Source organism: Dactylosporangium roseum, from assembly GCF_025264685.1.
In the GTDB taxonomy this organism is placed as follows: Bacteria; Actinomycetota; Actinomycetes; order Mycobacteriales; family Micromonosporaceae; genus Dactylosporangium; species Dactylosporangium roseum.
Genome location: NZ_CP073721.1, coordinates 6,305,620 through 6,330,023, shown reverse-complemented (window position 1 = coordinate 6,330,023; position 24,404 = coordinate 6,305,620). Strand labels below are relative to the sequence as shown.

General features: G+C 71.1%; 20 protein-coding genes. 18 read left to right on the top strand and 2 right to left on the bottom strand.

The annotated features are described in order from the left end of the window. Positions 1-646: 646 nt before the first annotated feature. Complete coding sequence (gene leuS, locus Drose_RS29655) at positions 647-3,487, top strand: leucine--tRNA ligase (protein ID WP_260724580.1); 2,841 nt, start codon at positions 647-649, stop codon at positions 3,485-3,487. Between the two features lie 183 nt (positions 3,488-3,670). Here the strand turns inward: leuS and Drose_RS29650 are convergent, their stop codons facing one another. Both Drose_RS29650 and Drose_RS29645 read right to left on the bottom strand, forming a co-directional pair. Next, entirely contained in the window at positions 3,671-4,378 is a 708-nt protein-coding gene (locus Drose_RS29650; protein ID WP_260724579.1) for a type 1 glutamine amidotransferase, read from the bottom strand. Continuing rightward, entirely contained in the window at positions 4,368-5,612 is a 1,245-nt protein-coding gene (locus Drose_RS29645; protein WP_260724578.1) for a MurT ligase domain-containing protein, read from the bottom strand. The genes Drose_RS29650 and Drose_RS29645 overlap by 11 nt, the downstream gene beginning before the upstream one ends. 454 nt (positions 5,613-6,066) lie before the next feature. On the opposite strand from Drose_RS29645, the gene mraZ reads away from it, so the two are divergent. The 17 genes from mraZ (at position 6,067) to Drose_RS29560 (ending at position 24,287) form a co-directional block, all read left to right on the top strand. Continuing rightward, positions 6,067-6,498 carry a division/cell wall cluster transcriptional repressor MraZ gene (gene mraZ, locus Drose_RS29640; protein WP_260724577.1) on the top strand — a complete coding sequence of 144 codons (432 nt, stop codon included), beginning with the start codon at positions 6,067-6,069 and terminating at the stop codon, positions 6,496-6,498. Positions 6,499-6,780: 282 nt separating this feature from the next. Next, the gene (gene rsmH / locus Drose_RS29635) at positions 6,781-7,752 is read left to right on the top strand and encodes a 16S rRNA (cytosine(1402)-N(4))-methyltransferase RsmH (protein ID WP_313899947.1); all 972 of its coding nucleotides are present in this window, start codon (positions 6,781-6,783) and stop codon (positions 7,750-7,752) included. After that, positions 7,752-8,273 carry a hypothetical protein gene (locus Drose_RS29630; RefSeq protein ID WP_260724576.1) on the top strand — a complete coding sequence of 174 codons (522 nt, stop codon included), beginning with the start codon at positions 7,752-7,754 and terminating at the stop codon, positions 8,271-8,273. Before rsmH ends, Drose_RS29630 begins: the two co-directional genes overlap by 1 nt. A 242-nt stretch (positions 8,274-8,515) precedes the next feature. Further along, positions 8,516-10,654, top strand: a complete 2,139-nt coding sequence (locus tag Drose_RS29625; RefSeq protein ID WP_260724575.1) for a peptidoglycan D,D-transpeptidase FtsI family protein — start codon at positions 8,516-8,518, stop codon at positions 10,652-10,654. A gap of 45 nt (positions 10,655-10,699) precedes the next feature. Continuing rightward, positions 10,700-12,175 (top strand): UDP-N-acetylmuramoyl-L-alanyl-D-glutamate--2,6-diaminopimelate ligase, encoded by a 1,476-nt coding sequence (locus Drose_RS29620; RefSeq protein WP_260724574.1) that lies wholly within the window; start codon positions 10,700-10,702, stop codon positions 12,173-12,175. Next, positions 12,172-13,578: a UDP-N-acetylmuramoyl-tripeptide--D-alanyl-D-alanine ligase gene (locus tag Drose_RS29615; RefSeq protein ID WP_260724573.1), complete on the top strand. Its 1,407-nt coding sequence runs from the start codon at positions 12,172-12,174 to the stop codon at positions 13,576-13,578. The genes Drose_RS29620 and Drose_RS29615 overlap by 4 nt, the downstream gene beginning before the upstream one ends. Then, on the top strand, positions 13,575-14,696 hold the full coding sequence (mraY, locus tag Drose_RS29610) for a phospho-N-acetylmuramoyl-pentapeptide-transferase (RefSeq protein WP_260724572.1): 1,122 nt from the start codon (positions 13,575-13,577) through the stop codon (positions 14,694-14,696). The genes Drose_RS29615 and mraY overlap by 4 nt, the downstream gene beginning before the upstream one ends. 172 nt (positions 14,697-14,868) lie before the next feature. Beyond that, positions 14,869-16,272 (top strand): FtsW/RodA/SpoVE family cell cycle protein, encoded by a 1,404-nt coding sequence (locus Drose_RS29605; protein WP_260724571.1) that lies wholly within the window; start codon positions 14,869-14,871, stop codon positions 16,270-16,272. Continuing rightward, on the top strand, positions 16,272-17,378 hold the full coding sequence (gene murG / locus Drose_RS29600; protein ID WP_260724570.1) for an undecaprenyldiphospho-muramoylpentapeptide beta-N-acetylglucosaminyltransferase: 1,107 nt from the start codon (positions 16,272-16,274) through the stop codon (positions 17,376-17,378). Before Drose_RS29605 ends, murG begins: the two co-directional genes overlap by 1 nt. Continuing rightward, a complete protein-coding gene (murC, locus tag Drose_RS29595; RefSeq protein ID WP_260724569.1) occupies positions 17,375-18,808 on the top strand; it encodes a UDP-N-acetylmuramate--L-alanine ligase in 1,434 nt (477 codons plus the stop codon). The genes murG and murC overlap by 4 nt, the downstream gene beginning before the upstream one ends. 6 nt (positions 18,809-18,814) lie before the next feature. Next, positions 18,815-19,573 (top strand): cell division protein FtsQ/DivIB, encoded by a 759-nt coding sequence (locus Drose_RS29590; protein WP_260724568.1) that lies wholly within the window; start codon positions 18,815-18,817, stop codon positions 19,571-19,573. Positions 19,574-19,722: 149 nt separating this feature from the next. Then, positions 19,723-19,815, top strand: coding sequence for a mycothiol transferase (locus Drose_RS29585; RefSeq protein WP_313899946.1), 93 nt, complete (start codon positions 19,723-19,725; stop codon positions 19,813-19,815). Positions 19,816-20,053: 238 nt separating this feature from the next. Further along, a complete protein-coding gene (ftsZ, locus tag Drose_RS29580; protein WP_260724567.1) occupies positions 20,054-21,166 on the top strand; it encodes a cell division protein FtsZ in 1,113 nt (370 codons plus the stop codon). A gap of 495 nt (positions 21,167-21,661) precedes the next feature. Then, entirely contained in the window at positions 21,662-22,366 is a 705-nt protein-coding gene (locus Drose_RS29575; protein ID WP_260724566.1) for a YggS family pyridoxal phosphate-dependent enzyme, read from the top strand. Positions 22,367-22,489: 123 nt separating this feature from the next. Further along, positions 22,490-23,113: a cell division protein SepF gene (locus tag Drose_RS29570; protein WP_260724565.1), complete on the top strand. Its 624-nt coding sequence runs from the start codon at positions 22,490-22,492 to the stop codon at positions 23,111-23,113. Positions 23,114-23,131: 18 nt separating this feature from the next. Next, on the top strand, positions 23,132-23,437 hold the full coding sequence (locus tag Drose_RS29565) for a YggT family protein (RefSeq protein ID WP_259858804.1): 306 nt from the start codon (positions 23,132-23,134) through the stop codon (positions 23,435-23,437). Between the two features lie 49 nt (positions 23,438-23,486). Beyond that, entirely contained in the window at positions 23,487-24,287 is an 801-nt protein-coding gene (locus tag Drose_RS29560; protein ID WP_260724564.1) for a DivIVA domain-containing protein, read from the top strand. Positions 24,288-24,404: the final 117 nt, after the last annotated feature.

Below are 24,404 nucleotides of genomic sequence, written 5' to 3'. Positions count from 1 at the left end.
CCCCTCAGGCTAGCCGGGGAATTGACACAGCGTCGGACCGGATTCCGTCATTGCGGACATCCCGCCCGGACGCGTTGTGCGAATTTCGCGCGGCCGTGAAGCGACCATGAAGCGGCGATGAAGCGGGTCGTACGTACCCTCACAAATGCCTTACAAACGGGCCCACAGGTATGTCGGTTGCGGTCGATTCGCGCAGACTGATGCGGTACATGACGGGCAGCGCGCGCCCAACACCGCGTGCACGGCGATGTCACGCCGGACAATGTCGGCCTCACGGGCGAAACGGCCAAGGTCATCGGATTGGGTGGCACCGGATTCACCGGCGCCGCCGATTCCGGCCCGGCCGATGACGTCCACGCCCTCGGCGCGCTGCCGCGCCGCTGCCTGCCCGGCCTGCCGGTCGCCACCCCGCTCTGACCCGCGCCGGGTGTCCGCGGGCCACCCCGCCCGTGGGCACCCGGCGGAAACGCGGTCCGTGGGTCCCCGCACGCTGCGCTACACTCCGTGGTATGACCTGGGCGGTCCGGCTTCTTGGCGAGCCGTGCTGACGCACTAGTTGCGACGGCACGGCGACCCCTCCTGTGTGAGGGGTTTTTTCATGTCCGGACAATGCTGGGGAATCCCGAGACCTGAGGTGGGGACAGTCATGAGCGAGGCAGTGACCGACGGAGCGGTCGACATCCCGCCGTACCGCTATACCGCGGCGATGGCGGGCGACATCGAGGCATGCTGGCAGGACTACTGGTCCGAGCAGGGCACCTTCCAGGCCCCGAACCCGACCGGCCCGCTCAGCGACCCGAACCACCCACGCGCCGGGGCGCCGAAGCTGTACGTGATCGACATGTTCCCCTATCCGTCGGGCGCGGGCCTGCACGTCGGTCACCCGCTGGGGTACATCGGCACCGACTGCTACACGCGGTACTTCCGCATGGCCGGCTACAACGTCCTGCATCCGATGGGCTTCGACGCGTTCGGCCTGCCCGCCGAGCAGTACGCCGTGCAGACCGGCACGCACCCGCGCACCACCACCGAGGCCAACATCGAGCGCTACCGCGGCCAGTTGCGCCGCCTGGGCCTGGCCTACGACGACCGGCGCAGCGTCGCGACGACCGACGCCGAGTTCTACCACTGGACCCAGTGGATCTTCCTGAAGATCTTCAACTCGTGGTTCGACACCGGCCTGCGGAAGGCGCGACCGATCGCCGAGCTGATCGAGCGGTTCGAGGCGGGCACCCGGCCGACGCCGGACGGGCGGGCCTGGGCCGATCTGTCCGCGGTCGAGCGGCGGCAGATCGTCGACGACCATCGCCTGGCCTACATCTCCGAGGCGCCGGTCAACTGGTGCCCGGGACTGGGCACCGTGCTGGCCAACGAGGAGGTCACGCCCGACGGGCGCAGCGAGCGGGGCAACTTCCCGGTCTTCAAGCGCAACCTGCGCCAGTGGATGATGCGCATCACCGCGTACGGTGACCGGCTGCTGGACGACCTGGACCGGCTGGACTGGCCGGACAAGGTCAAGACGATGCAGCGCAACTGGATCGGCCGGTCCCGCGGCGCGCACATCGACTTCCCGACCGAGGTCGGCACGCCGATCCGGGTCTTCACCACGCGCCCCGACACCCTGTTCGGCGCGACGTACATGGTGCTGGCCCCCGAGCACGAGCTGGTCGACGCGATCGTGCCGGCGGCGTGGCCGGACGGCACGACCAACGAGAAGTGGACCGGCGGCAAGGCCACACCCGCCGAGGCGGTCGCCGCCTACCGCGACTTCGCGGCGGGCAAGACCGACGTCGAGCGGCAGGCCGACGCCAAGGAGAAGACCGGCGTCTTCACGGGTGCGTATGCCACCAACCCGGTCAACGGCGCGAAGATCCCGATCTTCATCGCCGACTACGTGCTGGCCGGTTACGGCACGGGCGCGATCATGGCGGTGCCCGGCCAGGACGAGCGGGACTGGGAGTTCGCCGAGGTCTACGAGCTGCCGATCATCCGGACGGTACAGCCCAGCGAGGGCTTCGACGGCAGGGCGTTCATCGGCGAGGGCCCGGCGATCAACTCCGGCTTCCTGGACGGGCTGGACATCGCCGATGCGAAGGCGAAGATCATCGAGTGGCTGGAGGCCAACGGCCACGGCCAGGGCGCGATCACGTATCGGCTGCGCGACTGGCTGTTCAGCCGCCAGCGGTACTGGGGCGAGCCGTTCCCGATCGTCTACGACGAGACCGGCATGCCGGTCGCGCTGCCCGAGTCGATGCTGCCGGTGACCCTGCCGGACGTCGAGGACTTCTCGCCGCGCACGTTCGCCGTCGACGACGCCGGCTCGATGCCCGAGACGCCGCTATCCCGCGCCAAGGAGTGGGTCGAGGTCACGCTGGACCTGGGCGACGGGCCGAAGACGTACACCCGCGAGACCAACGTCATGCCGCAGTGGGCCGGCTCGTCGTGGTACGAGCTGCGCTACCTGGACCCGACGAACGTCTCGGCGCTGGTCGACCCGGCCAACGAGCGGTACTGGATGGGTCCGCAGCGCGACGGTGACGTCGGCGGTGTCGACCTGTACGTCGGCGGTGTCGAGCACGCGGTGCTGCACCTGCTGTACGCGCGGTTCTGGCACAAGGTCCTGTTCGACCTGGGTTACGTGTCGTCGGAGGAGCCGTTCCGCCGGCTGTTCAACCAGGGGTACATCCAGGCGTACGCGTACAAGGACCCGCGCGGCGTCTACGTGGAGGCCGAGAATGTCGAGGAGCGGGAGCCCGGCAAGTACTTCCACGGCTCCACCCCGGTGGAGCGCGAGTACGGCAAGATGGGCAAGTCGCTGAAGAACGTCGTCACGCCCGACGAGATGTGCGAGCGGTATGGTGCCGACACCTTCCGCGTCTACGAGATGTCCATGGGCCCGCTGGACGTGTCGCGCCCGTGGGAGACCCGGGCGGTCGTCGGCGCGCACCGCTTCCTGCAGCGCGTCTGGCGCCTGTTCGTCGACGAGCAGACCGACGCCCTGCGGGTGGTCGGCGGCGCGGTGGACGACGAGACCCGGCGGCTGCTGCACCGCGTGATCGACGGCGTGCGGGTCGACATCGAGGAGATGCGCTTCAACACGGCCATCGCCAAGCTGATCGAGCTGACCAACCGGGTCACGCAGGTGTCCTCGGCGGGCACGGCGCGCGAGGTGGCCGACCCGCTGGTGCGGATGATCGCGCCCTTCGCCCCGCACCTGGCCGAGGAGCTGTGGCAGCGGCTGGGCAACGAGTCCTCGATCGCCTACGCCGACTTCCCGGCCGCGGACCCCGCGTTCCTGGTCGCCGAGTCGGTGACCTACCCGGTCCAGGTCAACGGCAAGGTCCGCGGCAAGATCGAGATCGCCGCCGACGCGCCCGAGGATGCCGTACGCGAGGCGGCCCTGACCGCGGTCGAGTCCCACCTGTCCGGCAAGCAGCCCAAGAAGGTCATCGTCGTGGCCGGCCGCATGGTCTCCGTGGTGGTCTGATCCCGGGTTCGACGAACGTTCGTGGCCCGGCCCCGCGAAGTCCTCGCGGCGCCGGGCCACGGCGTTCGCAGGTGCCGGCCGCCCGCCGTCGCGCGTTGGTGCGTGTCCGGCTTGCGAAGCTCACCCGGCTTGGGGTCCGCGGCCGGCCCGGGTCGCGCGGCGCCAAAGCCGCCGGGAGCGAGGTCAGCGGACCGCGGACAGGCGCTCCTCGCGGAGGCGGGTCGGCCAGCGGTCGTCGATCGGCTCCAGCGTCAGGCCGGTCGCCCAGCGCAGCAGCAGGTCGGCGAGCGCGGGGTTGCGGGCCAGGGCGGGGCCGTGCGAATACGTGCCCAGGATCCTGCCGTGCCAGGCGCCCTCGGACGCGCCGTCGTTGCCGATGCCCGACGTCACCCGGGCCACCGGGCGGACGCCCTGGCCCAGGTGGGTGCGGCCGCCGTGGTTCTCGAAACCGGTCAGCGTCGGCAGTCCCAGCATCGGGTCGCACTCGCCGGCCAGCTCGCCGACCGCCCGGGTCTCGCCGCGGTCCGACGTGATGTCGAGCAGGCCGAGGCCGGCGCACTTGGTGCCCTTGGCGAAGAAGGCGTGGCCCATCAACTGGTAGCCGGCGCAGACCGAGAATACCGTCGCGCCGCGGTCGACCGCCCTGTGCAGGCCGCCGTCGGTGACGAGACGTTGCGCGGCCAGCGCCTGCGGGCCGTCCTCGCCGCCGCCGATCAGGTAGACGTCGCCGTCCGACGGGACCGGCTGGTCGGCCCGGACCTCGGCGCACTCGACCGGCAGGCCCCGCAGGTCCGCGCGCCGGGCGAGGATCAGCAGGTTGCCCCGGTCGCCATAGGTCGACAGCAGGTCGGGGTACAGCCAGATGAGACGAAGGTGCGACTCAGTTGACACGGTCCAGCTCCGCTCGGATGTCCTGGAATGCGGTGTAGTTGGCGATGACCTCCAGGCGGCCCGGAGGCACCAGGGACAGCGCCTGCCCGAACGACTTCACGTGCTCGAACGGCACCTCGTTGACCTCCAGGCGCACGGCCAGGTCCATCGCCCGGTCGCCGGTCACGAGGACCCGCCGGCCGCGCAGCGGGGAGAAGTCGACGTCGTAGAGCCACGAGGTGTCGAGGCCGTCGGGGTCGCGGGCGTTGATCGACAGCAGGGTCGGCACGTCCTCGGCCATGTCGAACGCCTCCAGCCAGCCGGCCGGGTTCTTCGACAGCAGCAGCCGGATGGTGCGCCCCTCACGGACCACCGTGGCGTAGCGGCCGGCGATGGAGGCGACCTTCGACAGCTCGGGCACGCCCTTGGCCGGCGGGACGCCGAACTGCGCGGCCACGGCCAGGGCGGTCGCGGCGTTCGCGCGATTGACCCGGCCGGGGAGCTGGAGCTCGATGTGGTGGTACGTCCCGGTGTTGTCGACGACGCCGTCGCCGCTGACCGTCCAGTGGGGGATCGGGCGCGTCAGGTTGCCCTGCGCGCAGGACCACTGCTCGCCGGTGCGCTCGATGGACGCGCCGCACTCCGGGCACACCCACGAGTCGTCGTGGAACCGCTGGCCGGCGGCGACCCAGGTGACCGCGGTGCCCTCGGCGACGGCCTTGCCGGCGGCCCAGACCACCATCGGGTCGTCGGCGTTGGCGACGATGTGCAGCCCGCGGCCGGGCAGCGCGTCGCGCCACAGGGCCGCCATCATGGCGACCTCCTTGGCCCGGTCGAGCTGGTCTCGGCTCAGGTTGAGCAGCGCGACGACCTTCGGCCTGGTCTGGTCGAGCACCTGCTTCAGGTAGTGCTCGTCGACCTCCAGCACCGCGAAGGGCGTGGTACCGGCCTTCGCCAGGGCCGACGTGTGCCCGGTCGGCATGTTGGCGCCGAGACTGTTGGTGGCGACCGGGCCGAGCACGCCCATCGCCGCCGCGGTGAGCCGCGTCGTGGTGGTCTTGCCGTTGGTGCCGGAGATCAGGGCGATCTGGCGGCCCGCGGCGAGCTCGGCGAGCAGGTTGGGGTCGATCATCAGGCCGATCCGGCCGCCGATGACCGAACCGTCCCCCCGGCCGGTGGCGCGGGACAGCGCGGCGGCACCGCGCGATATCGAGGTGGCGAGCTTGGCCCGCATCGGCAGCTTGTTGTCCGTCATCTCGCTTCCACGGTGTTCGGGATGCGCTGACCCTACCCGGCCGCCGCGACACTCCCAATCGGCCGACCCTCCCGAGCGCTCCCGAGCCCTCCCGCGACCGTTCCGGGGAGCCCCCACTCGACCCCACCGCCGGGCCCGGAATTGCTCCACTTTCCTCCACCGGAGCGCGGCGCGGCTTGGCCACCTCGGTGAACTCCGCCCTCGTGGGATGCTTCGCCCGATTTGCGGCGTGACTGGATCACCGGAATCACCCATCGGCGAAACGGTCACCTCCACCGTCCTCCACCCGGCCTCACCCCGTTTGACGTGGGAATTCTTCATGGACCCCGGGGTCGCATCGGGTGGTTTTCCGTTGACGGTGGAGGGAAGTGGAGTACAGTGGAGCGCGATGGCGGAGCCGGGGGGCTCGGCCGGCCCCGGGGGGACCGCTTGCGGTGGGAAGGGGTGGTTGTCGATGTTTCTCGGCACCCACACTCCCCGCCTCGACGACAAGGGCCGGTTGATCCTGCCGGCCAAGTTCCGGGATGAGCTGGCGGGAGGTGTCGTGATCACCAAGGGACAGGAACGCTGCCTCTACGTGTTCCCGACCGCCGAGTTCAGTCGGATCGCCGAGCAGCTTCACGCTCAACCGATGACCCACAAAGCCGCCCGGGCCTACAGCCGGGTGTTCTTCGCCAGCGCTCACGACGAGGTTCCCGACCGGCAGGGCCGGGTCACCATCCCGCAGCATCTCCGCGAATATGCCGGGCTGGACCGCGAGCTTGTCGTGATCGGTGCGAGCACCCGGGTGGAGATCTGGGACCGGCAGTCGTGGGACACCTATCTCGCCGAAAGCGAAGAGGACTTCGCTGGAATCGAGGAGGGGGTGCTGCCGGGCGGGCTGTGAAGTCCATCTGCAGCGCCTGGTCCGGCTCGGTCCGGCGAAGCCGCATCGAGCCAGGCCAGGCGAACCCCTCGTGGCAGCCGTACCGCGAGTTCTCCAGCCGCTCCTATGTCCTGACACCACTTCCCCGGTGCCAGGGCGGAGCGAGCGGATGGGGAGCTGGCGGTACGGCGCTCGTGCACTACCGCACCTGTGCGCGTGATCGGGATTGAGGAACCGGCGCGCTGGGCATGCATGATCAGCAGTATCGGCGGGCCGCGAACCCGCCGCGGTAGGGGGTCGACGATGGGGGAGCGGGGCATCCATGTTCCCGTGCTGCTCGAGCGCTGCCTCGAGCTGCTCTCTCCGGCGCTGGCCCGGCCGGGCGCGTTGTACCTCGACGCCACGCTCGGCCTCGGAGGTCACGCCGAGGCCGTGCTGCGTGCGCACCCGCGGGTGCGCCTGCTCGGCCTGGACCGTGACCCGCGAGCGCTGGGCCTTGCGGGTCAGCGGTTGGCGCCGTTCGCCGACCGGATCCGTCTCGTGCACGCCGTCTACGACGAACTGCCCGAGGTGCTGGGCGGTGAGCGGATCGACGGGGGCCTGTTCGACCTGGGCGTCTCGTCGATGCAGTTGGACGACGCCGCCCGCGGGTTCGCCTACGCCCAGGACGCGCCGCTGGACATGCGCATGGATCAGACCCGCGGCATCACCGCGGCCGAGGTGGTCAACACCTACAGCCATGGTGACCTGACCCGGGTCCTCCGGGTGTACGGCGAGGAGAAGTTCGCCTCCCGTATCGCCCAGTTCGTCGTCCGGGAACGGGCCAAGGCCCCGCTCGCGAGTTCGGCCCGCCTTGCCGAACTCGTCCGCGAGGCCATCCCCGCACCGGCACGACGGACCGGCGGTCACCCGGCCAAGCGCACGTTCCAGGCGCTCCGCATCGAGGTCAACGGCGAGCTCGCCGCCCTCGAGCGGGCCGTTCCGGCGGCGCTCGACGCGCTGAAGCCGGGCGGGCGCCTGGTGGTGATGTCGTACCAGTCGCTCGAGGACCGCCTGGTCAAGCAGGCGATCGCCGAGCGGACCCGCTCGACCGTGCCGGTCGAGCTGCCGTTCGAGCCGCCCGGCAGTGAACCCAAGCTGCGGGCGCTCACCCGGGGGGCCGAGCTTCCCGACGCGGCCGAAATCGCGGCCAACCCGCGGGCGGCGTCCGTGCGACTCCGCGCCGTGGCGCGACAGGACCGTCCGAACAGGACAGACACATCGGGGGAGGTGTGATGAACGTGACGACACTGCCGGCCAACCGGCAGCGCAGCACTCAGCAGGCAGCACCGCGGTCGGGGGGCCGGACCACGGCGCGTGCGGCTGAGCCGAGGCTTCCGGACAACTTGACCGACGGCGCGACGGCGCTTCAGCCGGCGCGCGAGACCACGACACCGGTCGGCACGCCCGCCAAGAAGACGTCCACCCGGTTGCGGGTGGCACCGCCGGCACCGGTCAGTGCGCCGCGGGCGCCCTTCGTGGCGCTCGTGCTGGTGCTGGTGCTCGCCGGCGTCATCGGCATCCTGGTGCTCAACACCAGGATCGCCGAGAACGCCTTCAAGCTCGACGCGTTGAAGACCAAGCAGTCCAGCCTCGACCAGGACGAGCAGCGGCTGCGCAGCGACCTGGCCAACAAGGAGTCGCCGGTGACCCTCGCGTCGCGGGCGAAGCAGTTGGGTCTGGTGCCCTCGCGCACCCCGGCCTTCCTGCTGCTGCCCGACGGCACCAAGTTGGAGATGCCCGGTCCGGGCAAGTAGTCAGGCGGTTACCAAGTCCATAGTGGACAGACGACGGGAAGTTCGGGGCGATGGCGGGCGACACTCCTGATCGGCGGAGCAGCACGGAACGCCGGGACGCGGCCGGTCGTGGAGTGGACGGGCGTCAGCGGACGGGCGGGCGCGCGGGCGCAGGGGGTGCCGGCGCGACCGCCCGTTCCCGCACGGGGGGCGACCGGAGCCGCAGCGGCGGCGGTACGGGTGAGCCGCCGGTACGCGGCACCATGTCCGAGGCCCGGCGGTTCACACCGCGGGGCCGGTCGGTCCGCGACGCGTCGGTGGAGGCCGGCGGTCGCGGCGACCCCTTCCGCCCGGCGCTGGAGGTCCTCCAGGGCGGCCGTTCGGCCCAGCCGCGCCGGACGAACCCGCAGAAGACCGCGCGTCAGGCGAACCCGCAACAGGCGGCGTCCCCGAAGGCGGCACCGCAGAAGGCGGCGCAGCGCCGGACGGCGAGGACGGCCGAGCGCACCGTCGCCGCCACGCCCGTGAAGGGCGGCACGGCCCGTACCGCCGCGGCGAAACGGACGGCCGGGCGAGGTGCCACTCCCGTGCGGAAGCCCCGCAAGCAGAGCCGGGTCAAGGTTCCGCGGCCGGCCCGGCGGCCCGGGCTGCCGAAGCTCGCCGAGCCGCGCCGCCGGCTGCGCCTGGCCACCGTGCTCGCGCTGCTGATGTTCGCCGCGATCGGCGTGCGGCTCGTCCAGCTACAACTGACCGACGCCAGCGCATACGCCGCCGAGGGCCTCAGGGATCGCCTGGTCCCCGAGGTGCTGCCCGCGTCGCGCGGCGCGATCCTGGACCGCAACGGCAAGATCCTCGTGCACTCGGTCGAGACCCGGTTCGTCGCCGCGGACCCGATGATCGTCCAGGACCCCGAGGCGCTCGCCGACAAGCTCTTCACGATCCTCGACAAGTACGGCGTCCTGCGCTCCGACCTGGTCCGCAAGCTGACGCCGCACAAGACCGCGGACGGCAAGACCAACGTGCGCTTCGAGTACCTCGCGCACCAGATCGACGTCGCCGACGGCGACCGCATCAAGGCGCTCGGCGTCGGCGCGCTGCGGGTCTCCCGTGACGAGCGCCGCGAGATCCCCGGCTACGACCTGGCGTCCAACATCATCGGGTTCACCAGGAAGAGCGACCTGGCCGGCCAGCTCGGCATCGAGCAGCAGTACGACGCCCAGTTGCGTGGCGTCGACGGCCTCCACGTGTACGAGCGGGGCGAAGGCGACCTGGACAAGCCGCTGCCGCGGGGGTACGACGAGCTGAAGCCGGCCCACCCGGGCAGCTCGGTCGAGCTGACGATCGACGCCGACCTGCAGTACTCGATCCAGAACACGCTCTTCGAGCGCATGCAGCCGCTGGGCGCCAGCTTCGCAAGCGCCATCGTGCTGGACGCCCGGACGATGGAGGTCATGGCGATGGCGAGCTATCCGTCGTTCGCCGCGGCGGATCCCGGCAAGTCGCCGCCCGGTCAGCTCAAGGACCAGTGCACGGCGACGGTGTTCGACCCCGGCTCGATCCACAAGGCGATCATCATGGGCGCGGCGCTCCAGGAGGGCATCATCACGCCCACCAGCACGGTCACCGTCAACTCCGAGGCGAGGAAGGGCGGCGTCACCTACAAGGACCACCCGCCGCAGAAGAACGGCACGCAGATGACCGTCCCGGGCATCCTGGCGCTGTCGTCGAACGTCGGCACGATCGCCGTCGCCGATCAGCTCGGCAAGGACAAGGTGTACGAGTACCAGCGGAAGTTCGGTCTCGGCGAGCGGACCGGCGTCGGCCTGCCCAACGAGTCGGCCGGCCTGCTGCAGCCGCCGGGGAAGTGGAGCGGCTCCGACCCGGGCTCGATCCCGATCGGCAACGGCTTCGCCACGACGGCGATCCAGATGGCCGCCGCGTACGGCGCGATCGCCAACGACGGCCTCTGGGTGCAGCCCACCCTGGTCCGCAAGATCATCGCCCCGGACGGCTCGCCGACGAAGCCGCCGGCCCAGCAGACCCGCCGGGTGCTCGACCCGCGGCACGCCCAGGAGCTGCGCGTCATGCTCGAAGGTGTCACCACGCTCGACGAGGCGACCGGCCGCCAGGCGTCGATCCCGGGGTACCGGATCGCGGGCAAGACCGGCACGTCGAAGCTGGCGGAGAACGGCGGGTACGCGTCCGGTGACGTGGTGTCGTTCATCGGCATGGCGCCGGCGGAGGCTCCGCGGTACATCGTGGCGGTGAACGCCCACGTGCCCGGCGGCGGTGGCGGCTCGGTGGCCGCGCCGGTGTTCAAGGAGATGATGGCGGTCACCCTGAGCAACTTCGGTGTCGTTCCCACCGGCACCCAGCCCCCGAAGTTGACGATCTACCCGTGACACCGGGTCTGGCGTCCAGCGGTGGGGCGGGTAGGGTCTGACCCCGTGCCCGGCTATCCCCGTCCGAGGAATGTCCGCCCCGTGCTCATCGCCGAGCTGGGGGGCGTGGGAGATGTCGCCGTCACCGGAGTGACACACAGTAGCTCTTCGATTCGCCAGGGTGACCTCTATGCCGCGCTGCCCGGTTCGCGCGTCCACGGCGCACAGTTCATCCCGGAGGCGGTGGCCAACGGGGCGGTCGCGGTGCTCACCGACACCGCCGGCGCGGCCAGGGCGCAGGGCCTGCCCGTCGTCGTGGTCGACGACCCGCGGGCCGCGCTCGGGGACATCGCCTCGAAGGTGTACGGCGAGCCCAGCCGCCGCCTGACCATCGTGGGCATCACCGGGACGGCGGGCAAGACCTCCACCGCGTATCTCGTCGAGGCCGGCCTGCGGGCCGCCGGGCACGTCACCGGGCTCATCGGCACCGTCGAGACGCGGCTGGGCGACCTGGTCGTCGAGAGCGCCCGCACCACACCCGAGGCGACGGACCTGCACGCGCTGTTCGCCGCGGCGCTGGAGCACGGCGTGCGGTCGGTGGTGATGGAGGTGTCCAGCCACGCGCTGGAGCTCGGCCGGGTCGGCGGAGTGCGGTTCGCCGCCGCCGGCTACACCAACTTCGGCCTGGACCATCTCGACTTCCACCCGGACGTGGACGCCTACTACGCGGCCAAGGCGCGGCTCTTCGACGGCCGGGCCGCGATCGAGATCCTCAACCTCGACGACGCCGACGTCATGAAGCTGCGCAAGCCGGACACGTGGACGTATTCGGCGGCCGGCACCGACGGCGCCGACTTCCGGGCGACCGACGTCACCGTCGACGGCTACGCCCAGTCGTTCACGGTGCTCCACCGGGGGCGCTCGGTGCGCTCCGGCGTCCAGTTGCCCGGCCGGCACAACGTGGCCAACGCCCTGCTCGCCATCGCCGCTCTCGTCGCCGTCGGCGTCGACCTGGAGGTCGCGGGCCCGGCCGTGGCCGCCGCGCCCGGCTCGCCGGGGCGGATGGAGCGGGTCGACGCGCCGGGCGACGTCGTCGGGGTCGTCGACTACGCGCACAAGCCCGACGCCATGGTCGAGGTGCTCGCCGCCCTGCGCACCCTCGCCGCCGCGCGCGGCGGGCGGGTCATCTGCGTCGTCGGCGCCGGCGGGGACCGCGACCGCGGCAAGCGCCCGCTGATGGGCCGGGCCGCCGCGCAGGGCGCCGACCTGGTCGTCGTCACCGACGACAACCCGCGCACCGAGCATCCGGCGAAGATCCGTGCCGAGATCCTCGCCGGGACCCGCGAGGGCACCGCCACGGTCGTCGAGGTCGACGGGCGCCGGGCCGCCATCGTCTACGCCGTCGCGCAGGCCGGGCCCGGCGACGTGGTGACCCTGCTGGGCAAGGGGCACGAGCGCGGCCAGGAGGTCGACGGCGAGGTCCTGCCGTTCGACGACCGGGTCGAGCTGGCGGCCGCACTCCGGACGGCGGCGGCCTCGTGATCCCGCTGACGCTGGCGGACATCGCCTCGATCACCGGCGGCGCGCTGCACGGCTCCGACGGCTCGCCCGTGGTCGACGGCCCGGTCGAGTACGACTCCCGCAAGGTCGGGCCCGGCGGGCTGTTCGTCGCGTTCGTCGGCGAGAAGGTCGACGCCCACGACTTCGCCGCCAAGGCGGTCGCCGACGGCGCCGTCGGCGTTTTGGGCAGCCGGCCCGTCCCCGACGTGCCGACGATCGTGGTGGAGGACCCCCGGCACGCGCTGGGCCTGCTCGCGCACGCCGTGCTGGAGCGGCTGCCGGACCTCACCGTCGTCGCGATCACCGGCTCGTCCGGCAAGACCAGCACCAAGGACCTCATCGCCAAGCTGCTGGCGGTCCGGGCGCCCGCGGTCGCCACGGCCGGCTCCGAGAACAACGAGCTCGGCACGCCGTACACCGTCCTCAAGGTCACCGCGGAGACCCGTTTCCTGGTGCTGGAGATGGGCGCGCGCGGGGTCGGGCATCTGCGGTACCTCTGCGGCATCGCCCGGCCCGACGTCTCCGTCGTGATCAACGTCGGCAACTCGCATCTCGCCGAGTTCGGCTCCGTCGAGGGCATCGCGCTGGCGAAGGGCGAGCTGGTCGAGGCGCTCGCGCCGGCCGGCCTCGCGGTCCTCAACGCCGACGACGACCGGGTGCGCGCGATGGCCGCGCGGACGTCCGCCCGCGTGATGCTGGCGGGCGAGTCGGAGGCCGCCGAGATCCGGGGCACCGACGTGGTCGCGCTGGAGCGCGGCCGGTTCGGCTTCACGCTCCACGTCCCGGGCGCCTCGCCGGTCCCGGTCCGGCTGGCGGCCGCGGGACGGCACCAGGTCGGCAACGCGCTCCTCGCCGCCGCCGTGGCGTCGCACGCCGGGGTGGCACCGGCCGCGATCGCCGCGGCCCTCGGTGACCGGGAGGGTTTGTCCACCCGAAGGATGGATGTCTTCGACCGTGCCGACGATGTCACGGTCATCGACGACTCGTACAACGCCAATCCGGCGTCCATGGCGGCGGCGCTGCACGCGCTCGCCGCGGTGGCCGGCGGGCGGCGCAAGATCGCAGTGCTCGGCTTCATGGCGGAGCTGGGCGAGTACGAGCGAGCCGGCCATGAGGAGGTCGGTCGCCTCGCCGCGGAACTCGGCGTCGACCGCCTCATCGCCGTGAGCGAGCAGGCCGCGCCGATCCTGGACGGGGCGGCCGCCGTGGCGAGTTGGGGAGGAGACTCGGTGCTCGTGACCGATCAGGAGGCCGCCGTCGCGCTGCTGCGCGGCTCGCTGCTTCCGCGCGACGTGGTCCTCGTCAAGGGATCGCGGTACCGGACCTGGGACGTCGTGGACGCCCTGCGTTCCCACGATGAGCCGGGCGGGGTGTCCGCCAAGTGAGGGCCGTCTTCGTCGCGGCCTTCGTGGCGTTTCTCATCTCGCTGTTCGGCACGCCGATCGCGATCAGGTATTTCACCCGCCTCAAGGCGGACCAGCCCATCCGCACCGAGGGTCCGCAGACCCACCTCGGCAAGAAGGGCACGCCCACCATGGGCGGCGTGGTGTTCATCTTCGCCACGCTCGTCGCCTACACCGGCGGGCACATCGCGCTGACCACCCTGCCGGAGAAGCAGTTGCGCCCGAGCGGCCCGACCGCCACCGCCGTGGTGCTGCTCGGCCTCTTCGTCTTCACCGGTCTCCTCGGCTTTCTCGACGACTACCTCAAGGTCGCCAAGCGCAACAGCGACGGGCTCAACAAGCGCGGCAAGCTCATCGGCCAGGCGCTGATCGGCGCGATCTTCGGGGCCATCGCGCTGTACGTGCCGGCGACGCAGACCGGCCGGCAGGTCGTCACGACGGTGGCCAGTCCGAAGCTGTCGTGGGTGCACGACATCGACTGGTTCAACATCACCAAGATCGGCGCGGTCATCTTCTTCGTGTTCGTCGTCATGTCGATGTCGAACGCGGTGAACCTGACCGACGGCCTCGACGGCCTCGCGACGGGCACCTCGATCCTGGTCATCGGCAGCTACATGGCGATCGCCTTCTGGCAGTACCGTCACTGGTGCGCCGACGAGTCGTACACGGCCGGCTACTGCTACGACGTGCGCGACCCGCTGGAGATGGCCCTCATCGCCGGCGCCGCGGTGGGCGCCCTGGTCGGCTTCCTGTGGTGGAACACCTCGCCCGCGCGGATCTTCATGGGCGACACCGGCTCGATGGCCCTGGGCTCGCTGATCGCCGGCCTGGCGCTGGCCACGAAGACGATCCTGCTGCTGCCGCTGATGGGCCTGCTGTTCTTCATCATCGTGGTGACCTGGATCATGCAGATCGGCTCCTACCGCACGACCGGCAAGCGCATCTTCCGCATGGTGCCCCTCCAGCACCACTTCGAGCTGGCCGGCTGGAGCGAGGTCAACATCGTGGTCCGGTTCTGGATCATCGCCGGCCTCGGCATGGCCGCCTCCCTGGGCCTGTTCGCGGCCGACTTCCTGCGGGTGATGAGCGGCTCCGGCTGACCCCTCCGAACGACAGCGTCGATCTTGCAGTTGTGGTGCCTGACAAACCCGGACGAGTTGGGAGTGTCTCGGCACCACAACTGCAAGATCGACGCATATGAAGAGGCGTTGGGTGCGACACGCGGAGCGGTGGTCGGGAACGTGGCGGGGGTGCCGACGGATGATGGTCCCCATGCGCGGTGAGGGAGATCAGGAGACGGCAACCGGCGGAGGGTGGCCGACCGCGTGGCTCGACACGCTGCGGGGGCTCCTCGACCGACCGCTCGCCTCGTACTACCTGCTGCTCTCCAGCATCGGCCTCCTGGTCTTCATCGGCCTCGTCATGGTCTTCTCCGTCACCAGCATCGACAACTACGCCACCACGGGTAGCCCCTTCACCTCGATCGCCAAGCAGATCCTGTCCGGAGTCGTCGGCCTGATCGCCTTCTGGGTCTGCCAGCGGCTGCCGGTCCGGACGTTCCGTGCGGTGGCGGCACCGCTGCTGATCGGCGCCTTCGTCCTCATGGGGTTCGTCGACCTCATGGGATGGCTGGCCGCCCGGCGCACGCCGCCCGGCGCCGAGGTGACGGCCATCCGCCTCGGGCCGATCTGGGTCGAAGACCTGTGGCTGCACGTCGGCGGGTTGCAGCTCCAGCCCGCGGAGCTGGCCAAGATCGCCCTTGTCGTGTGGGGCGCCGACCTGTTGGTGCGCAAGGGGCGCAGCATCCTGGCGTGGCGCCAGCTACTCATGCCGCTGCTCCCGGTGACCGTCGGGCTGCTCGTCCTCGTCGGCTACAACGACCTCGGGTCGATGATCTGCATGGTCGTGCTCTTCACCGGCCTGCTCTGGGCGGCCGGGGCACGGCTGCCGGTCTTCGGCTGGCTGGGCGGGTTCGCGCTCGCCGGCATCGTGGCGCTCATCCTGTTCCCCGCCGGCAAGGACTACCGGCTGGACCGGATCAAGGTCTTCTTCGACCCGAGCATCGATCCGGACGCCGAGAAGGGGCGGTACCAGTACCTCCGCGGCCTCTGGGCGGTCGCCAACGGCGGCTGGTTCGGCGTGGGCCTTGGCGAGGGGCACCTGAAGTGGGGCCGCCTGCCCAACGCGCACAACGACTTCATCTTCGCGATCGTCGCCGAGGAACTCGGCGTCGTCGGGTGCCTGGTGATCCTGCTGCTCTTCGGCATGCTGACGTACACCGGGCTGCGCATCGCCAGGAGGGTCGAGGACCCCTTCCGGCGGCTCGTCGCCGCGTCGATCACGATCTGGTTCGTCGGCCAGGCGATCATCAACATCGGCGGTGTCGTCGGCCTGATGCCGATCACGGGCCTGCCCCTGCCGTTCATCTCCGACGGCGGCAGCGCGCTGGTGGTGGCGCTCGGCGCGGCCGGGATGCTCACGTCGGCGGCCCGCGCCGAGCCGGACTGCGCGCGAGCCATGCACGCCCGTCCGCCGCGGAAATGGGTGCGACTACTCTGGGCGCCGTTGCCGCCGTTGCCGCGCGCCCGCGCGGACGACGACGGCGAGGCCCCCTCGACACGCGCGACGGGCCGGCCCACGACGCTCTCGGGGCCGACCCGCGGAAGGAGCACCTGATGGCAGCGCTGCGCTCGGTGGTGCTGGCCGGCGGAGGCACCGGCGGACACATCTACCCGCTGCTCGCCTTCGCCGACTGCCTGCGCAGGCACGACCCCGATCTGCGCATCACCTGCATCGGATCGCCGCGGGGCATGGAGTCGGAGATCATCCCGCAGCGCGGCTATGAACTGCGCCACGTCCCGGCCTACCAACTGCCGCGGTCGGTGAACATGAGCCTGGTCCGCACGCCCGACCGGATGTGGAAGGCGGCGAAGGCGACCCGCGAGATCCTCGACGAGGTCGGCGCCGACGCGGTGGTCGGCTTCGGCGGCTACGTCTCCGTTCCCGCCTACCTCGCCGCCTGGCGGCGCAAGACGCCCACGATCATCCACGAGGTCAACGTGCCGATCGGCGTGGCCAACAAGATGGGCATGCGATTCACGAAGCACATCGTGCTCGGCTTCCCGCACCAGGCGCGGCAGATGCCCGCCGTGGCGAACGCCGCGGTGGTGGGTGTCCCGCTGCGGCAGGGCATCGCCAGGCTCGACCGCGCGGCGCTGCGTGCGCAGGCGCGGGCGCACTTCGGGCTCGACCCCTATCTGCCGACGCTGTTCGTGTTCGGCGCGTCGGCCGGCGCCCGGTCGATCAACCTGGCGGTGTCCGGCGCGGCCAAGCGGATCACGGCATCGGGCGTTCAGGTCCTGCACATCATCGGTGCGCGCAACGACGACGTCGAGGTGCCGACCGGCCTCCCCGCGCCATACGTGAAGATCAAGTTCCTCTCCGAGATGGAGCTCGGCTACGCGGCCGGCGACCTGGCACTCTGCCGCGGCGGCGCGATGACCTGCGCGGAGACCGCGGCCGTGGGCATGCCGGCGATCTACGTGCCGCTGCCCTGGGGCAACGGCGAGCAGCGCCGCAACGCGCTGCCGGTGGTCGAGGCGGGGGGCGGCCTGATCGTCGAGGACGGCGACCTGTCGCCCGAGTGGGTCATGGAAACGGTGGTACCGCTGGTGCGTGACCGCGCCCGGCTCGAGTCGATGAGCCGCGCGGCAGCCGGCTACGGGCGCCGCGACGGCGACGAGGCGCTCCGGCAGTACCTGCTGAAGGTGGTGGGAGCATGAGCACTCCGCTGACCGCTGAGGACCTCGGCCGGGTCCACCTCGTCGGTGTCGGCGGGGTCGGCATGAGCGGCCTCGCCCGGCTGCTGCTGACCCGGGGCATCCCGTTGTCCGGCAGCGAGCTGCGCGAGTGGCCGCAACTGGCGGCCCTCAAGGCGCTCGGCGGCACGATCTATCGCACCCACGAGCCGGCCAACCTCGACGGGGTCGACACGGTCGTCTACTCGACGGCGATCCCGCAGGACCACATCGAGCTGGTCACGGCGCGCGAGCGCGGCCTGCGGCTGATGCACCGCTCGGAGGCCCTGGCCGCGACGATGGTCGGCCGGCGCAGCATCGCCGTCGCCGGCACGCACGGCAAGACCACGACGACGTCGATGATCACGTTGATCCTCCAGCACGGCGGGGCCGACCCGTCGTTCGTGATCGGCGGCGAGATCTCCGAGGCCGGCTCCAACGCCCACCACGGCAGCGGCGACCTGTTCGTGGCCGAGGCCGACGAGAGCGACCGGTCGTTCCTGCTCTACAACCCGCACGTCGCGGTCGTCACGAACATCGACGCCGACCATCTCAACACCTACGGCGACCTTCAGGGCCTCGAGGACGCCTTCGTGGAGTTCTGCGGCCGGGTCGAGCCGGGCGGCTTCGTGGTGACCTGCGCCGACGACGCCGGGGCGACGCGCATGGCGGTGCGGGCCCGGGCCAACGGCGCCGACGTGGTCACCTACGGCACCGCGCCCGACGCCGACCTGCAGATCAGCGAGGTCCGCTCGTCCGTCAACGGTGTGCGGTACGTCGCCCACCACGACGGCGTCCCGCTCGGCGAGGTCTTCCTGCCGGTTCCGGGCGCCCACCTCGGGCTCAACTCGGCCGGCGCGATCCTCACCGCGGTGCGGCTGGGCATCCCGGCCGAGACCGCGATCGAGGCGCTCGCCGCGTTCCCGGGCGTCCGGCGGCGGTTCGAGTTCAAGGGCACCGAGTCGGGCGTGAAGATCTACGACGAGTACGCCTACCACCCGGTCCCGATGGCCGCCGCGCTGCGGACGCTGCGCGAGGTCGCCGCGGGCGGCCGGCTCGTCGTAGTCTTCCAGCCCTACAGGATGTACCGAACCCGGGATTTTCAGACGGAGATCGCCGAGGCGCTGTCGCTCGCCGACGAAGCGATCGTGATGGAGGTCTTCGGGCCGGGTGAGCTCCGCGAGCCGGGGGAGGGCGGGGTGGCGCTGACCGCCGCCGTCGACCTGCCCGAGGATCGCAAGGTGTTCGTGCCCTCGTGGGAGGACGTGCCCGGCGAGGTCGTCGCACGCGCGCAGGAGGGCGACGTGGTCGTCACCATGGGCGCCCCGCCGATCTCGCTGATGGGCGACGAGCTGCTCGCCGCGCTCAAGAACGCCTCGACGGGGTACGTCGGCCGCCACTCCCGCGGGGACTGATCGCCGTTGACCCAGACGCGCGGATGGCGCCTCGTCATCGCTCCTCGCGACGCACCCCAGTCGGTGCGGCGGTTCGCGAAGCGGGCGAGGCGGGAGCGTCTTCGCGCGGCAAGGCCGTGGCTGATCGCGCTGGGGGTCGTCGTGGTCCTCGGCGTGGCGGCGGCCGTCGTGTTCGCCTCGCCGGCACTGGGCGTCGAGCGGATCCGGATCCTCGGCGTGTCGGTGCTCTCCCCGGATGCGGTACGTGCCGCGGCGGCCGTCCGCCCCGGCACGCCGCTGGCCCGGCTGGACCGTCGCGCGGTCGAGCGCCGGGTGCGTGAGCTCAAGCCGGTGCGCACCGTGACCGCCCGGGCCGACTTCCCGGACACGCTGGTGCTCACGGTGGAGGAGCGCACCGCCGTGGCCGCCGTGCCGAAGGTCGGCGGGTTCACGCTGATCGCCGCGGACGGCGTCGCCTACCTGCCGGTCGAGTCGGCGCCGGTCGGGCTCCCGATCGTGCGGCTCGCCGATCCGGAGCCGGGCGACGCGACCACCAAGGCCGCGCTGACGGTCCTCGCCGCGCTTCCACCCGTGCTGCGGGTGCCGATGACCGCGCTCGTCGCCGAGTCGCCGACGCGGATCCGGCTCGAGCTCACCGACGACCGCGTGATCGTCTGGGGCGACGCCACGGAGAACGAGGCCAAGGTGCGCGTGCTGCAGTTCACCGAGGTGGCGCCCGGCCGCACGCTCGACGTGAGCGCGCCGGGCGTCGTGGTGGAGCGGTGAGCCGCCCCGGCCTGGAGCGGCGCCGGCGGCCGGGGCGGGGTCACCGCCGAGTTCCTGCCGCGGCGGTACCGTTCCCGCAAGCTCACGGAGGGTCTGGGCCTCGACAGGGTCTGCGCCGGGCTGCGCAACGGCAGGAACGTCTCCGTCCGATGGGTGCTCCGGACATGATCGAGGAGACCGCCCGTCACAACGGACACCTCGACGCCGTTAGGGAAATGGTCGACGGTGTCGTGGGCGAATAGCCGACACGCCGGGTGGCGGTCCTTGGATCACGACAGCCGGGCCCTTACCTTGCGATAAGGCATTAGTTGACATAACTATAAGCCTCTAGTAAAGGGTGAGGGTTAGCGGGACCTCCACCCTCTGCGTTCGCATTGGCGGACGCCGCCCGTCGCGGGGTCGGGCTCGGGTCTGGTGCGACCAGTTCGACGGCTCCGGGAAGGATCGGCGCTCGCCAACCTCGAAAGGAAAGGTGGTCCGATGACTCATCCGCACAACTATCTCGCGGTCATCAAGGTCGTCGGCATCGGCGGCGGCGGGGTGAATGCCGTCAATCGCATGATCGAGGTTGGCCTCAAGGGCGTCGAGTTCATCGCGATCAACACCGATGCACAGGCGCTGCTGATGAGCGACGCCGACGTCAAGCTCGACGTCGGTCGGGAGCTGACCCGCGGGCTGGGTGCGGGGGCCAATCCGGACGTCGGCAAGAACGCGGCCGAGGACCACCGGGACGAGATCGAAGAGGTGCTCAAGGGCGCCGACATGGTCTTCGTCACCTGCGGCGAGGGCGGCGGTACCGGCACCGGCGGCGCGCCTGTCGTGGCGAACATCGCGCGGAAGCTCGGCGCGCTCACCATCGGCGTGGTCACCCGGCCGTTCTCCTTCGAGGGCAAGCGCCGTCAGGTGCAGGCCGAGGCGGGCATCGAGGAGCTGCGCAACCAGTGCGACACGCTCATCGTGATCCCGAACGACCGGCTCCTGGCCCTCGGCGACCGCGGCATCAGCATGATGGACGCGTTCCGCCAGGCCGACCAGGTGCTGCTCTCCGGTGTGCAGGGCATCACCGACCTGATCACCACACCCGGCCTGATCAACCTCGACTTCGCCGACGTGAAGAGCGTCATGAGCGGCGCGGGCAGCGCGCTCATGGGCATCGGCAGCGCCCGCGGCGACAACCGCGCGGTCGAAGCCGCCGAGTCGGCGATCTCCAGCCCGCTGCTGGAGCAGAGCATGGACGGCGCCCGCGGTGTGCTGCTGTCCATCGCCGGCGGCTCCGACCTTGGCCTGTTCGAGATCAACGACGCCGCGCAGTTGGTCACCGACGCCGCTCACCCGGACGCCAACATCATCTTCGGTGCCGTGATCGACGATGCCTTGGGCGACGAGGTCCGGGTCACGGTCATCGCGGCCGGCTTCGACGGCGGCGCCCCGGCGTACCGTCCGGTCGAGGCCCGCGCGCCCCGGCCCCAGCACAGCACCCCGCACCCTCAGCCGAAGGAGCCCGCTCCGCAGGAGCGCCAGGCTCCGCCGCCGCCGAGGCGGGTCCTGTTCGACGACGTGGACGTGCCGGACTTCCTGAAGAACGGCGCGTAAGCGGGATCGCGGCCCCCGACGGGGCCGCGTCGTGGTGTGTTCATGATCACGGAGCTCCTCGCGGGGCTCCGTGTTCGTGTTCGTGCAGGTCCGTCCCGCCGCCGTGCCGCTCGATCTCGTGATCATGGGAAAAATGTGGCTGCCCAGATAGCCGGATCTTTCCCATGATCTGTCATGGAGTCGCTCGACACGGAGCCCGCCATCCGGGTCCAGCGGCGATCATGGGCGATCAAGTGCCACCCGCACGACTGCGCGTCACCATCCCGTAGCGCGACACCGGGGTGGACGGGCGGCCGTGCGGCTGAACATCGCGGCCATCGAGGACCACGTCGCCGCCGTCGCGCGATGCCGCCGCCCAGCATCGATAATTCGCCCCGCATTGCGTAGATTGTCAGGTTTTGCAGGCCGTCACGCCACCCGGGCGGGCCGTTCGGAGGGGCCGCTCGGGCACCTGCTCCGAGCGGCCGCCTCGGTCTTCTGAGAGGCTGACCCATCGTGGACGACGCGCGGACCGAGGAGATCGGCCGGAACCTTGCCCGGGTGCGGGAGCGGATCGCCGCTGCCTGCCGGGCCGCCGGTCGCGAGCCCGACGAGGTGACACTCGTCGCGATCACCAAGACCTACCCCGCCGAGGACGTCGCCGAGCTGGCCGCGCTCGGGGTGCACGACGTGGGGGAGAACCGTGACCAGGAGGCCGCGCCCAAGGCGGCCGCCGTCGGCGACAAGGACCTGCGCTGGCACTTCGTCGGACAACTCCAGCGCAACAAGTGCCGGTCCGTGGTGCGGTACGCGTCGGCGGTGCACTCCGTGGACAGCCTGAGGCTGGTCGACGCCCTGGCGGCGGCCGCCGAGCGGGCGGAGCGGACCGAGCCGCTGGGTGCCCTCGTCCAGGTGAGCCTGGACGACGACGAGCACCGTGGCGGTGCGGTCACCGGCATGGTCGAACAGGTCGCCGAGGCGATCGCGGCGAGCCCGGCACTACGGCTGCGTGGCGTCATGGCGGTGGCGCCGCTGGGCTGGGAACCGGACGAGGCGTTCGCCCGGCTGGCCGCGATCGCGGCCCGGATTCGGCAGCGGTTTCCCGGTGCGGACTGGATTTCCGCAGGCATGAGCAACGATCTCGAAACGGCGATTCTGTACGGCTCGACACATGTTCGTGTCGGTAGCGCATTGCTCGGAAATCGAACTCCACTGGGGTAGCCTGGCCGCGGGAACGGAAAAACTACACGGGTGTGGTTCTGCGCCGGCGGGGCGGTGTCGCACAACGTGATCGGTGGCACCAACGGGGGGAAGTGCCGCATGGCGGTGGACGGAGGAGCGCGTATGGGTGCTCTGCGCAGGGCGGGCGTCTGGCTCGGACTCGTCGAGGACGAGGACGAGCGTGGCTACGATGATCGTCACTACCGGGGCTACGGCGACGACTTCGCCGACGACGAGGACGAGGTCGACGAGGTGCCGGCGCCGCGTGCCAGGACGGTCTCGGAGCGGCTCACGGCTGCCGAGCGCCTGGAGGCGAGCACGGCGAGCCGGACGAGCACCGTGCGCTCGATCACTCGGCCCACGTCGACGGTCAGCTACCCGACACGCGACAATCTCGCGCTCGCGCCGCAGGCGACCGTCCGGGAGCGGGAGCGGACGCCAGTGGTGGAAGAGGAGAGCGACGATCGCCGTTACGCGATCACCACGCTGCACCCGACGACGTACAACGAGGCGCGCACGATCGGTGAGCACTTCCGGGACGGTGTTCCCGTGATCATGAACCTCACCGAAATGGACGAGGCGGACGCCAAACGTTTGGTCGACTTCGCAGCCGGGCTGGTATTCGGCCTGCGTGGTAACTTCGAGCGGGTGACCAACCGAGTCTTCCTGCTCTCGCCCGCGAATGTCCAGGTCACCGCGGAGGACAAAGCTAAGATCGCCGAGGGTGGGTTCTTCAACCAAAGCTGATGCGAGGACTCAACGGCCGTGGTGTCCATCACCTTGCAGATCGTGCATCTGCTGCTCTTCCTCTTCCTGGTGGCACTGCTCGCGCGCTTCGTCATGGGATATGTCATGCAGTTCGGCCGTCGCTGGCAACCGGGCCGGGGTGCCGCGGCGACGCTTGAAGTGGTGTGGAGCGTCACCGATCCGCCGCTCAAAGCGTTGAGGCGGGTGATTCGTCCGCTGCGGATTGGTACCGTGGCCGTGGACCTGTCTTCGCTTGTGCTGCTGGTTATCCTGTTCGTGCTGATGAACGTCGTGGTAAGCCGCCTGATCGTGTGGTTCTCGTGACCAGCGCCGCTCGGCGGCCACGCGGCCGCAACTGACCTGAGGAGTTTCGATGCCGCTGACCCCGGCCGACGTCCACAACGTCGCCTTCAAGAAGCCCCCTATCGGCAAACGGGGCTACGACGAGGAGGAGGTCGACGCCTTCCTCGACGAGGTCGAGCGTGAGCTCGCCCGGCTCATCGAGGAGAACAACGAGCTGCGTGCGCAGCTCGAGCGCGGTGGCGGCGGCCGTGCCCCCGCCGGTGTCGGTGGTGACCCACGTCTCACGGCGGAGCTCGCCGACCTCAAGTCGCAGCTCGAGCGCATACAGCGGGAGAAGTCGTCCGCCGAGCAGGCGGCACGCAGCATGCAGCAGGAGCTCGACCAGATCCGCACGCAGGGCGGTGGTGGCGGCGGCGCCGGTGACGGTGAGCAGCAGGCCCTCCGCGTGCTCATGATGGCCCAGCGCACCGCCGACGACCACGTGTCCGACGCGCGCCGCGAGGCCGACAAGCTGCTCTCCGAGGCCCGCACCAAGGCCGAGGAGGTCACCCGTGACGCGCGCGCCAAGGCCGACGCGCTGGAGCGGGACGCCCGCCAGCGGCACCAGGAGGCGATGGGCGGCCTCGACGCCAAGCGCACCGCGCTGCAGAAGCACATCGAGGAGCTCAAGCAGTTCGAGCGGGAGTACCGCACGCGTCTCAAGGCCTACCTGGAGAGCCAGCTACGCGACCTGACCGGCCGCGAGCAGAGCCTCGAGGCCGAGATGACCGCCCGCAACGAGGGCGCGACCCGCGCCGCCACGGCCGGTGGCGGTGGCCTGGCCACGGCCAGCCTGTCGGGCGCCTACGGTCGCGACGGCGCCGGCCACTGACGACCGACGAGGCAGGCGAAGCGGCGGCGAAGGCGCACCGGGCACTGCCGGCGCCTCCGCCGGGGCGCTGACGCCCCACGGGACAGGCGGCACACCAGCACCGCAACGTGAGTTGGC

Excerpts from the sequence above, each read along its gene's own strand:
- ftsZ (WP_260724567.1), top strand. The coding sequence starts at position 20,054 with ATGACTCATCCGCACAACTATCTCGCGGTCATCAAGGTCGTCGGCATC.
- Drose_RS29630 (WP_260724576.1), top strand. The coding sequence starts at position 7,752 with ATGAACGTGACGACACTGCCGGCCAACCGGCAGCGCAGCACTCAGCAG.
- Drose_RS29625 (WP_260724575.1), top strand. The coding sequence starts at position 8,516 with ATGTCCGAGGCCCGGCGGTTCACACCGCGGGGCCGGTCGGTCCGCGAC.
- Drose_RS29585 (WP_313899946.1), top strand. The coding sequence starts at position 19,723 with ATGGGTGCTCCGGACATGATCGAGGAGACCGCCCGTCACAACGGACAC.
- Drose_RS29605 (WP_260724571.1), top strand. The coding sequence starts at position 14,869 with ATGCGCGGTGAGGGAGATCAGGAGACGGCAACCGGCGGAGGGTGGCCG.
- murG (WP_260724570.1), top strand. The coding sequence starts at position 16,272 with ATGGCAGCGCTGCGCTCGGTGGTGCTGGCCGGCGGAGGCACCGGCGGA.
- rsmH (WP_313899947.1), top strand. The coding sequence starts at position 6,781 with ATGGGGGAGCGGGGCATCCATGTTCCCGTGCTGCTCGAGCGCTGCCTC.
- Drose_RS29560 (WP_260724564.1), top strand. The coding sequence starts at position 23,487 with ATGCCGCTGACCCCGGCCGACGTCCACAACGTCGCCTTCAAGAAGCCC.
- mraZ (WP_260724577.1), top strand. The coding sequence starts at position 6,067 with ATGTTTCTCGGCACCCACACTCCCCGCCTCGACGACAAGGGCCGGTTG.
- murC (WP_260724569.1), top strand. The coding sequence starts at position 17,375 with ATGAGCACTCCGCTGACCGCTGAGGACCTCGGCCGGGTCCACCTCGTC.
- Drose_RS29645 (WP_260724578.1), bottom strand. The coding sequence starts at position 5,612 with ATGACGGACAACAAGCTGCCGATGCGGGCCAAGCTCGCCACCTCGATA.
- leuS (WP_260724580.1), top strand. The coding sequence starts at position 647 with ATGAGCGAGGCAGTGACCGACGGAGCGGTCGACATCCCGCCGTACCGC.
- Drose_RS29570 (WP_260724565.1), top strand. The coding sequence starts at position 22,490 with ATGGGTGCTCTGCGCAGGGCGGGCGTCTGGCTCGGACTCGTCGAGGAC.